At 51.2% G+C, this 10,925-nt stretch carries 12 protein-coding genes; 5 read left to right on the forward strand and 7 right to left on the reverse strand.

Features of this window, described 5'->3' with window-relative positions; all coding sequences use genetic code 11:
• Nucleotide 1 precedes the first annotated feature (1 nt).
• From BFC17_RS22130 to BFC17_RS22145, 4 genes are read right to left on the reverse strand one after another with little or no spacing between them, the layout of a single operon-like run.
• Nucleotides 2-358, reverse strand: coding sequence for a hypothetical protein (locus BFC17_RS22130; protein WP_070178698.1), 357 nt, complete (start codon nucleotides 356-358; stop codon nucleotides 2-4).
• Nucleotides 348-995 (reverse strand): type II secretion system protein M, encoded by a 648-nt coding sequence (locus tag BFC17_RS22135; RefSeq protein WP_070178699.1) that lies wholly within the window; start codon nucleotides 993-995, stop codon nucleotides 348-350. The genes BFC17_RS22130 and BFC17_RS22135 overlap by 11 nt, the downstream gene beginning before the upstream one ends.
• The gene (locus BFC17_RS22140) at nucleotides 992-1,612 is read right to left on the reverse strand and encodes a hypothetical protein (protein ID WP_070178700.1); all 621 of its coding nucleotides are present in this window, start codon (nucleotides 1,610-1,612) and stop codon (nucleotides 992-994) included. The genes BFC17_RS22135 and BFC17_RS22140 overlap by 4 nt, the downstream gene beginning before the upstream one ends.
• Nucleotides 1,609-2,556, reverse strand: coding sequence for a type IV pilus biogenesis protein PilM (locus BFC17_RS22145; protein ID WP_070178701.1), 948 nt, complete (start codon nucleotides 2,554-2,556; stop codon nucleotides 1,609-1,611). The genes BFC17_RS22140 and BFC17_RS22145 overlap by 4 nt, the downstream gene beginning before the upstream one ends.
• Before the next feature lie 146 nt (nucleotides 2,557-2,702).
• Between BFC17_RS22145 and BFC17_RS22150 the strand changes: the two genes are divergently transcribed.
• The 3 genes from BFC17_RS22150 to BFC17_RS22160 all read left to right on the forward strand — a co-directional run bounded on the left by BFC17_RS22150 (nucleotide 2,703) and on the right by BFC17_RS22160 (nucleotide 5,537).
• Complete coding sequence (locus BFC17_RS22150; protein WP_070178702.1) at nucleotides 2,703-3,263, forward strand: sugar O-acetyltransferase; 561 nt, start codon at nucleotides 2,703-2,705, stop codon at nucleotides 3,261-3,263.
• Between the two features lie 61 nt (nucleotides 3,264-3,324).
• A complete protein-coding gene (locus BFC17_RS22155) occupies nucleotides 3,325-5,025 on the forward strand; it encodes an Lcl C-terminal domain-containing protein (protein ID WP_070178721.1) in 1,701 nt (566 codons plus the stop codon).
• 2 nt (nucleotides 5,026-5,027) lie between these two features.
• Nucleotides 5,028-5,537 (forward strand): Lcl C-terminal domain-containing protein, encoded by a 510-nt coding sequence (locus BFC17_RS22160; RefSeq protein WP_070178703.1) that lies wholly within the window; start codon nucleotides 5,028-5,030, stop codon nucleotides 5,535-5,537.
• A gap of 15 nt (nucleotides 5,538-5,552) precedes the next feature.
• Here BFC17_RS22160 and BFC17_RS22165 read toward each other — a convergent pair whose 3' ends face one another.
• Complete coding sequence (locus BFC17_RS22165) at nucleotides 5,553-7,289, reverse strand: PHA/PHB synthase family protein (protein ID WP_070178704.1); 1,737 nt, start codon at nucleotides 7,287-7,289, stop codon at nucleotides 5,553-5,555.
• A gap of 167 nt (nucleotides 7,290-7,456) precedes the next feature.
• Between BFC17_RS22165 and BFC17_RS22170 the strand changes: the two genes are divergently transcribed.
• On the forward strand, nucleotides 7,457-8,851 hold the full coding sequence (locus BFC17_RS22170) for a bifunctional enoyl-CoA hydratase/phosphate acetyltransferase (protein WP_070178705.1): 1,395 nt from the start codon (nucleotides 7,457-7,459) through the stop codon (nucleotides 8,849-8,851).
• Nucleotides 8,848-9,945: an acetate/propionate family kinase gene (locus BFC17_RS22175; RefSeq protein WP_070178706.1), complete on the forward strand. Its 1,098-nt coding sequence runs from the start codon at nucleotides 8,848-8,850 to the stop codon at nucleotides 9,943-9,945. The genes BFC17_RS22170 and BFC17_RS22175 overlap by 4 nt, the downstream gene beginning before the upstream one ends.
• Nucleotides 9,946-9,953: 8 nt before the next feature.
• Here the strand turns inward: BFC17_RS22175 and BFC17_RS22180 are convergent, their stop codons facing one another.
• Both BFC17_RS22180 and tnpA read right to left on the reverse strand, forming a co-directional pair.
• Nucleotides 9,954-10,313, reverse strand: a complete 360-nt coding sequence (locus tag BFC17_RS22180) for a zf-TFIIB domain-containing protein (protein WP_070178707.1) — start codon at nucleotides 10,311-10,313, stop codon at nucleotides 9,954-9,956.
• Nucleotides 10,314-10,415: 102 nt separating this feature from the next.
• Nucleotides 10,416-10,844, reverse strand: a complete 429-nt coding sequence (gene tnpA, locus BFC17_RS22185) for an IS200/IS605 family transposase (RefSeq protein ID WP_070174559.1) — start codon at nucleotides 10,842-10,844, stop codon at nucleotides 10,416-10,418.
• Nucleotides 10,845-10,925: the final 81 nt, after the last annotated feature.

The following is a 10,925-nucleotide window of genomic DNA, read 5'->3' on the forward strand; positions in this document are numbered from 1 at the left end:
TTTAATAATTCTCTGCTGCATTGGTTTTCACATTACCACGTTTGCTGACCCACAACGTTATTGTCTTTTGCTCCCCGCCGTCATCCTGACTCAGTACCACACTGCGGGGATGGATCTCTTGTACTATTGCACCTTGTATTTGCTGGCCTTGTTTAATGGCTTTACCGTTAATCACCGCGGTACGGCTTTTACCAGACTGCAACACAGCCTCAAGCTTAAGGCTGACCACAGCCTCCGGCTGCGACGAAACCGCCTGTGTCACATTACGCGGCGGTCGCGTGGGGTCGTCCATCACCTGAGCTCCCGCCATTGCACTTATCGCCCACAGCGCTAACCAAACAAATGCTTTATTCAACACCTATAAACGCCTTCTCAGTACTCAGCGTGTAAACCTCTAGGGTTACTTCGGCTTGTGGATATTCTTTAACGTGATAAGCCATCGAACGCCAGTACAGGCTGCTCGACATTTGCTCCAGTCGGGCTAAAAAGTCCCGCACGGCAAAAAAACGCCCTTCAAAAGTCAGGGTAACACCATGCTGATACAGCGGTACCTCTTGCATCGCCGGATTGTCAGCAAAAATATTCTCCGGACTGATCGACGCCATTTCTATTAGCTTTAAGCCATCGGCCTGGGAGAAAACCTGCTCGATTAACGGCGGCATCTGGCGCGGCAAAATCAGGTCAGACAGCTGATTAGCAAAGTTTTCCTGCAGGCGCTGCATGCGTTTATCAACCTGGGCTATCTGCTGTTTAACACTGGCATCCGGGTCTTCGGCCAGCGCTTGCTGATAAACTAACTGCAATTGTTGTAGTGTGGCCACTTCGTTTTTGGCAATATCAATGCTGCTACTGGTTTTACTGTTGTCCTTAAACGCTGGCTCAATCATTAAAAACACCAGAACAGACAGAATAATCACCATGCCTGATACAAATATCAACAGCTTTTCGCGCTGACTCAGAGCCGCAAACTTTTCTTCGTATTCGGCGAACGTCATCGTTGACCACCTTGTTGCGCAGCTTCTGCCACACGCGCCATATTCAGTTCAAAGCGGAGAGTATCATCCTCACGATACAAACGTGTTGAGTCAAAGGTACGCCCGGAGAATGATGACGTTTGCCCCAATCGTTGCAGCCACTTTGGCATCGCCTGCGGATTACTCAACTGGCCTTCCAGTAGCATCATGTTTTCGCTGACTTCAATGGCATCAAGCCAGATATCCTGACTGTTCTTTTCGGCCAGGCTATCCAGCAAGGCAGCAAAGCCCTGCTGCTTGATTTGTTCACGCTGGCTAAGCTCACGAACCAACAGCTCACGGTTGGCCAGCTCTTGCTGGCGCTGTTCCAGCGTTCTGGCCAGACCGGCATCGGGCTTACGCTGCTCCAGTGTGGTTTTGAGGGTATTCACTTCGCTGGATAATTGCTGTTGCTGTGCCTGTAAAGCGGCGAGTTCTGTGTGCTTCACCGAACCATACCAGGCAATTCCGGCCCAGATTAGCAGTAACACGGCTAGCGTTACGCCCCAGGCTATGGAAATACTGGTTAACGACAGCACATCAAGGCGAGGTTCAAAGTCTTCGGTATAAAAGTTAATCCGGCTCTTCATGTCACTCATGCTGCGTCACCGTTTACCTGCACCGGTGTGTCGGCATTTAACGCCGCTCCCAGACTGCTATAATTAACTCTTTCCGGCGGCATACCCGGCAATTCAATCCCAACCGAAGGCACAAGGTAGCTTACCTTGGCACTAACCACTTGCTCTATTTGTTGGGAAAGTGCTTCACGATGCGGGGTATCCAGACGCATCATGATTTGGCGAATAGGCGCCTGACGCAGCTGGCTTTCGTAAAAATCCATGGAACGCTGGATTTGCACACTCAGGGATTCACCAATCCCCATGCGTAACTCGTCTTCGCTGAAACTGCCGAGGTTTTCGAAACCTTTAAGGCGGCGGCTAAAATACAGCTGACCATCTTTGATAATATTCAGACAAATCTCTTCGCCCGCTTCCTGCACTATAGTCAGAACAGCCTCTGACTGGCGCGGCACCAGTTCGCTGGTAGCGAGTTCTTCGGCAGTAATCAGTTGCATGGTCAGGCCCGCAGCAAAAACGGCCTCGCATACTTGCTGTACATCCTCTTTAGGTAGCGCAAAGATATTAATTTTCGCATTCCCTGCCAGTGGTACCGGCAGGTCGGTGTAGTCAATCACCATATCTTTATCGCTGCCCAGTAATTCTTTTACCGACCAGGTCAGGGCGGCGTTCATCTCGCTGGCTTCTACAGCGGGGCGATCAACCTGTAATATCTGATACCAGTGAATAGAAAAAGCAACGTAGGTTGGTGTGCCTGCCAAGCCGTGTTTTACAACCCACTTAGCCAACTGCGCGCCCCATTGTGAAAAGCTGACAGTTTCCTCAAGCGCCAGAAGTGTCTCGCCATTGTGTTTGCGTAGCGCACAAAAGGTTACCGAGTCCAGCGAAACCGCAATACCTAATGCGTGATATGCCGACTTTTTACGGAACTTTTGTTTAAGGAAAGAACGCCAACCAATGCGCATAAAGTTTTATATCTTCGTATAATTATTAGATAAATTACAACAGAGTTTAGCTTAAAGTACCAGTCTCTGTTAACACACTTTTTAACATAGTTTAATCAAACTCTGTACCAACACTACCACAACCCTTATACTTAAGTGTTAAATACATGACAAAAATAGACATTTTATCGATGTCCAGGCAATCCGAAGGCGCTTCACCAGCGCTATTAAAGGCGGCAGCAAAAGCCCTGTGCGAGGCTTATAATCGCCTGCCTCCCGACGCGCAGGATGAGCGCATAAGGCTGCTGCAAGAATTACTGCAATGTCCGCCTTCGGTCATGGTGGAACCCGCCTTTACTATTGAATATGGTCGTCACTGTCGCATTGGTAAAGGCAGTTTTATTAATCATAATGTGACGATTATTGATACCTGTCCGATTACTATTGGTAATCAGGTGCTTATCGGCCCCAATTGCATTATTTCCAGTGCACCACACAGAACAACATTGCACTTCAATGAGGATACCGACAGTCAGGATGGTCAGCCTGTCACTATCGGCCACCGGGTATGGATTGGCGCTAACTGCATCATTTGCGCGGGCGTGACCATTGGCGATAACGCTGTCATTGGCGCGGGGAGTCGGGTTGAAAACGATATTCCCGCCAATTCAGTAGCCTATGGCAAACCTGCCCGGGTGCAGCGTAAAATCAAACAAAATTCTCAATAGATCGTTACCTGCTGCCGATAACCCAGACAATCAGCTGATGAGAGATAGTGGTGGTTTTCAAATGAATAATATGGCGATGCCTGACGCCTGCGCACGATTTCTGTTAATAGTATTAACGCTCATTTTAACGGCCTGCGGCGGCGGTCTCAGCAAGGATGATTCTGAAGAACGTTTTGCCATTAATGCCGGTCGCGACCGCAGCGCCGCAGAGCAAACCGGGGTCAGCCTGACAGCACAGGTCTCCTTTGCCACCGGCGCGGTAACCTATAGCTGGTCGGCAACGCCATCACTCACCATTGTTCATCCTGACAACACCCTGGCAACGGCTAGTCTGAGTACACCGGCCGTGACAGCCGACACGCAGTACATTATTAGCGTAAATGCAACCGACAGTGCCGGCCAGTCTGCCAATGACAGTTTTACCCTTACCGTAACGCCGGAGAATCTGCCTCCGGCAGCGGTCATCAATCTTACCGCCTGGCCCGATCAGGCGGTCGATACCTACCCGGCAGGTGTAACACTTACTTTTGATGGCCGTAACAGCAGCGACACCGATAGCAGCACCAGTGAACCTATCAGTAGCTGGCTGTGGCAACAAACCGCCGGAGATGACGTACTGACCGGTTTGGAAACCGACCAGTCAACACTGGTTTTCGACACCCCGATTACGGCCTCGCGGCAAACTCTTACACTGACTCTAACGGTCACCGACAATGAAGGCGCTACCAATACGGCAACGCGCTCGATTACCGTGCTGTCCCAATCCGAAACCCCGCCGCAAATTGATGCGGGCATCGATCAGGCGGTATTTTCAGGCGAACGCATTGTACTGGCGGGTACTGCCACCAGCTCAGTGCCAGCCGCCATGCCAATTACCACCTTATGGACATACAGTGGCGATGCCGAGCCTGCCATCGTAAATCCGACTGTGGCAGATACCTACGCTATTGCCCCGACAGTCAGTAGCGAAACCCCATTGGATTTTTATCTGACCGGCGATGATAATTTTGGCAATCAGGTCACCGAACACCTTCGCGTGCTGGTGCGCCCTTTCCCGGTGCGGGTACTTAACGATACCGGCATGACTCAGCAGGCCACTAACAGTAGTTTATCTGCCACTCAGCAAAATGGCTGGCCCGGTCAGGACGGCCAGCGCGGGGCAGATGCACTGGCAGCTAGCGGTCAGCTCGATAAAGCGGGACGCGGCGAGGCGGGGTTCGATTTTACCAAGCTTAATGCCAATGGCGACGAAGAGGATGTGGATGCCGACCAGTTTAGCTGTGTGCGGGATAACGTCACCGGCCTGGTTTGGGAAGTAAAAACCACCGATGGCGGTTTACAGGATCTCGACCACCGCTACAGCTGGTACGCCGCCGAAGATAACGGCGGTGCGGAAGGTACACTTAACGGTACCGGTACGGTTTGTACCCTTACCAACTGCAATACTGCCGCCTACATAGAAGCCATTAATACCGCCGGGTTGTGCGGTTTTTACGACTGGCGCTTGCCGGACCATCAGGAACTCATGTCGCTGGTCCATTTTGGTCGCAGCGGGCTGCCCCGCCTGGATGTTCATTACTTTCCGAATACCGGAGCAGAAACTGCAGACACCTTATGGTACTGGACAGCCCAGCCAAGTGCTGACGGGGTGAGTAATGATGCCGCCCAAAATGCCTGGGCCATCGATTTTATTTCCGGTGTGGACAACTTCTTAAATAAATCCAATGCGGTGAGCATTCGTCTGGTCAGAGCGGGGCGCTAATCATGAAACCATTAATCAGCATATTGTTGGCGCTTACGTTTACCACTTCGGTTATGGCTCAGGAATGTTTAACCAACGCAGTTGAAACCACCGCGGATGAGGTTTTTTCCATGGTTACTCCGGCCACCGTGCTGCATATTCCCACGGGTCTTATCTGGCAACGCTGTGCCGTAGGGCAAACCTGGGATGGCACTACCTGTAGCGGTGAAGCGGAACAGCTGACCTGGCAACAGGCGCTGGTGTACGCTCGCGACTTTGACGCCAGCTTACTGGAAGGCTGGCGGGTGCCTAACGTAAAAGAGCTGGCGTCGCTGACCGAACGAAACTGTGTTCGTCCGGCTATTAATACCACGTTTTTTCCGGCGACACCCTCGGATAGTTTCTGGTCTTCCACACCGAGCCTGACCGACCAGGAGCGGGTATGGACCGTGGCATTTTTTAACGCCAGTCACTCCATCAAGGAAAAGCAGCGGGCTATTTACCTGCGACTGGTAAAAACCAATCAGCCCTGATAGCTCATCAGCCAGCTATTGAGCCAGTACATATTCCCCCGGAGCAGCCGGAAACGGTTTAACCGGCTCTACTTCGCGGGCAGGCACCATAGCGCCGGACCGGGCCTCTAGCCATTGTTGCCATTCCGGCCACCAGGAGCCTTCTTTCATTGGTACTTCGTCCAGCCAGGCTTGTGGTGGCAAATAGGTACCATCTTCCTTGCGGGTGGAAATCTGATATACCCGGTGCGGATGACCAGGCTCACTGATAATGCCGGCGTTATGCCCGCCATTGGTCAGTAAAAAGGTAATATCCTTGTCGATAAGCAGGTTAATTTTATACACCGACTGCCAGGGGGCCACGTGATCTTTGGCCGTACCCACTACAAATAACGGCACCTGAATGTCTGCCAGCGCAATAGGCTTGTCGTCTACCATCAACTGACCGCTGGCCAGTGAATTGTGTAAATAGCACTGACGCAGGTATTCGGCGTGCATACGGGCGGGCATGCGGGTCGCATCTTTATTCCAGGTCAGCAAATCGTTGGGGTGCTGGCGCTCACCGAGCAGGTATTCTTTTACCCAACGGGCCCACAGCAAATAATTAGCGCGCAACATCACAAAGGTGCCAGCCATACTCTCTTTGGGCAAATAGCCATTTTTAGCCATGACGGCCTCAAGCATGGACAGCTGGCTTTCATCAATAAACAGTCTTAGATCCCCGGCGTCACTAAAGTCGGTCTGCGCCGCCAGCAGGGTTAATGCACAAAACGGACTGCGCTTTTCTCTTTCCAGCCAGGCCGCCGCCATGGCTAGCAATGTTCCGCCTAAACAATACCCTACGCCATTAATACGCTGGTCAGGCACCCGTTTTTGCACGGCCTCAATGGCCTCGCCAAGACCATGCTTGAGGTAATCCATCAGCCCGACATTGTGATCCTCGTGCTGCGGATTTTTCCACGAAATCATAAAAACGGTATGGCCTTTATCCACCAGAAATTTCACCAGTGAATTGTGCGGTGATAAGTCCAGAATGTAGTATTTCATGATCCAGGCCGGCACAACCAGTACGGGTTCGGCGCACACTTCGTCGGTTGTCGGACTGTACTGAATCAGCTCAAGCAAGTTGTTTTTAAACACAACCTGACCAGGCGTTACGGCGATGTTCTCACCCACTTTATAGCGGTCCTGGGAAACCTCGTCCGACTCATTGAGGTACTGCTGCTGAATATCCTCAAGCAGGTTATCGGTGCCTTTCACCAGGTTCGCACCAGCAGATTCCATGGTTTTCTGGATCACCTTAGGATTGGTAAACAGGTAATTAGCCGGCGACAAGGCTTCCAGCCATTGGCGAACCGAAAAGTTAACCATATCAATGTGATGTTTTTCGACACCCGGTACATCACGGGTTGCCAGTTGCCACCACTGACGCAGGGCCAGATAATTTTGCCGGTACAAGGCATACGGCCAGGGCTGCCATTCGGCACCAGTCAGACGATTATCACTGGCGGCTTCATCAACATGGGTGTTGGTGGCGCTGGCGTTAGTTAACGTGAGGTCGAGCAAAGCCTGCTGCTTCCCCAGCGATAACAGCAAATGGATAAACCAGTCAGTAAACGCCAGTGAATAGGCTACGGGGTCTATGCCGCCGGTAAACTGACTGAGTAACTGGTTGATTGCATAATCGGGTTTAAGGGGCTCACTAACATCATCAGGCACGGCATGCTGATCGGTGTAGGTATATTCAATAACATTGCTTTCGTGGTTAATCATGAGGTGTCTCCCTGACCGTTTTATTTACCTTACCACCAGGCGTTACGAAAAAGCTTGATCTTGATGGGTATCAATGCACATTTATTCATCAGGTTGTAGTCTGGCAGTGTAATATTACAAAGCGACTTTAACGACTCACATTTGGCGCCTCTGGCCGGAGAATCGATATGGAAATGATCCGCAATAAACCCTATGACAGCATTACAGTTGGCGACACTGCGTCGCTTAGCCGCACCCTTACACGCAAAGATATTCAGCTGTTTGCCATCATGTCCGGCGACGTCAATCCGGCGCACGTTGATGAAGAGTATGCTAATAGTTCGCAGTTTCACCATATTATTGCCCACGGTATGTGGGGCGGTGCGTTGATCTCCACCGTACTGGGCACCCAGTTACCCGGCCCTGGTACTATTTATTTAAAGCAGGATTTTACCTTCCGCCGCCCGGTTTCCCTGGGCGATAACCTCACGGTTTCGGTAACGGTGCTGGAAAAACGAGACCATCATCATATTTTGCTGGATTGTTCCTGTACCAATCAGGACAACGAGGTGGTTATTGAAGGTCAGGCGCTGGTTAAAGCCCCTACCGAGCAAATAGACCGCCCCCGGGCTGTGTTACCCGCAGTAGAATTAAAAGAAGAAAGCGTTGGCCGCTACCAGCAGTTTATGGACATGGCCAAAGGCATGTCACCGCTCAAAACCTGCGTGATCCACCCGGTAGATTTAAACTCCCTGGCTGGTGCCGTTGATGCCGCCGAAGATAATCTTATCGAGCCCATTTTAGTAGGCCCCAGGGCGCGCATTGAACAGGTAGCCAAAGAAAACAAGCTGGATATTTCCCGTTTTGAACTGGTCGATACCCCGCACAGTCATGCCGCCGCCGAAACTGCGGTAAAACTGGTTAGCAGCGGTCAGGCCGAAGCGCTGATGAAAGGCCATTTGCATACCGATGAAATGATGCATGAAGTGCTTAACAAAGAGTATGGTTTGCGCACCGGACGGGGGATCAGCCATATTTTTGCGCTGGATGCCCCCAGCTATCACAAGTCACTGTTTTTAACTGATGCCGCTATCAATATCCGGCCTAATCTGGCAACCAAAAAAGACATTATTCAAAATGCCATCGAACTGGTTTATACCCTGACAAACCGCACGCCCAAAGTGGCCATATTATCGGCCGTAGAAACCGTGGAAGAGAAAATACCATCAACCCTTGATGCTACTGCGCTGTGTAAAATGGCCGAACGTGGTCAGATAGTCGGCGGCTTGCTGGATGGCCCGTTAGCTATGGATAACGCTATCTCTGCCGATGCCGCCAAAGCCAAAGCCATTATGTCGCAGGTTGCCGGTGATGCCGACATTCTGGTCGCGCCTGATCTTGAATCCGGCAACATGCTGTTTAAACAAATGCGCTATTTGTCGGGCATCGAAGGAGCCGGTATTGTATTGGGAGCCCGCGCACCTATTATTCTGACCAGCCGTGCAGGCGGTCCGCTTACCCGTAAGGTATCCTGTGCTATGGCACTGGTTTATCAGCGTAAACGCGCAGAGCAATCGTTATGAACACCGTTCAGTCTGAACCCCACTATCTGATATTGAACAGCGGTTCTTCAACCTTAAAATATGCGGTATTTAATGCCGCCAACCTTGAGGTACTGGAGCGAGGCGTGTTTGAACTAACCGCCACTAACTATGCTGAAACCCTGGAAGAAGTGCTGCACCACGGCGGTTATGTCACCGCTGTAGGGCACCGTGTGGTACATGGCGGCACGGCGTACACAGATCCCCTGCTAATTAATGATGCCTCCTTACAGGCACTTGATGAACTCTGCGAACTGGCACCGTTGCATCAGCCGCATAATCTGCACGCGGTAAAAGTGCTGCGTGAGCTGCACCCGGAGCTGACTCAGGTAGCCTGTTTCGATACCGCTTTTCATCAAACTCAGCCGCCCTTGCATACCCGTTACGCCATTCCCGCCAGGTTGAGTGACCAGGGTATTCGCCGGTACGGTTTTCATGGCTTGTCTTACGACTATATCAGCCGCCAGTTAGCGCGGCATACCGCTAATCAGGGTGGCAAGGCTGTGGTGCTGCACCTTGGTAGCGGCGCCAGTGGTTGTGCCATGCTTAATGGTAAAAGTATCAGCTCTACTATGGGTTTTACCGCACTGGATGGTCTGATGATGGCAACCCGTTGCGGCACGATTGATCCGGGTCTGGTTTTGCACTGTGTCACTCAGCTTAATATGAGTGCGACTGACGTCACCAACATGCTTTACAAAGAATCAGGGCTGCAGGGAAGCTCCGGTATTAGTGGTGATATGCGCAAACTGATTGAACAATCGGACAATCAGGCTGCAACAGATGCCATCGCTCTTTACTGCCATTACATTGTCCGCGCTGTGGGCTCGTTATGTGCCGAGCTACAGGGGTTAGACAGCCTGGTATTTACCGCTGGCGTGGGCGAAAATCAGCCGCTGATTCGTCAGCAGGTGGCTGACAAGCTAAGCTGGCTGGGAGTAGAACTGGATGAGCAGGCAAACCAGGCCGGAGAACTGGTCATCAGCACGGCGCAATCTGCGGTAAAAGTGATGGTCATTGCCACCAACGAAGAGTGGATTATTGCCCATCAGATGAAATCGCTGCTCGGCCATTAGCCGTGATGTTACAGCCCAAAGCGTTTTAGCCAGTCGCTTAATGTCATGGTTGCAAAGTCCTGGTATTCACCGGCATCGTAAAAGCGACCGTGGCATTGGGGGCAACTTTCAAAGTGGATATGTGCCTGCTTAGGGTCAGTCATTTGCAATAGCTTAACCGTGCTGCAAACCGGGCAGACAATGTCTGTTTGGTCATTATACACAGCCCCAACAGCCTCATCGCCGGTATCAATAACTTCGGCAAAATCCTTATGCTCCTGATGCTCCATCACGTCGAACCATAATCCGTGACAGTTATCGCACCGCTCGACCACGCCAAAGGGCGTTTTAATGTGTTCGAAGCGGCCTTCACATTTTGGGCATTTCATCGTCAGTTACCTGAATCAACAACACAGGCCGACACTATAAGCAATCCGGACAGCACTGTCATGCACCATAGATTCCCCCGGGCATGCCCGGGGTTCTTTCTGTTACAGCTCCATTCGGAGCTGATCTGAATCCTTCCGACCTTGATGCTCAACGTAGTTCCGTATTGTGTGCTCGTCTAAGCCTACGCTGCTTACAAAGTAACCCGGCGACCAAACAATATTTTCATTCCAATAGACCTTTCCTAGCCATTTGAATGTCTTTCTCATGTTTGACGCTGACTGGGCTTTGAGTTTACCCATCACTTCTGCTATCGAGTATTTCGGTGGAATGACCATCAACATGTGCATATGGTCATTATCAAAGCCCATTCGCTCTATCGTTACGCCGGGCATACTTCGAAGCAGCTTCGGCAACACTTTGCGCAAATACTCCACGACGAAAGGCTTCAGTATCCGACGCCTGTATTTGGTTACCCAGACGACGTGATATTGAAGTCTATATAGACCATGTGATGAGACTCGAACTTCCATCTTCGTAGCATACAGGCCTCGGACTCATTCATCCACGGGTAAACCCGTGGTGTTCTGTCGCTTCGCGACCGGTCACATAAA

It is taken from the genome of Marisediminitalea lipolytica (genome assembly GCF_001758465.1).
Taxonomy (GTDB): Bacteria; Pseudomonadota; Gammaproteobacteria; order Enterobacterales; family Alteromonadaceae; genus Alteromonas; species Alteromonas lipolytica.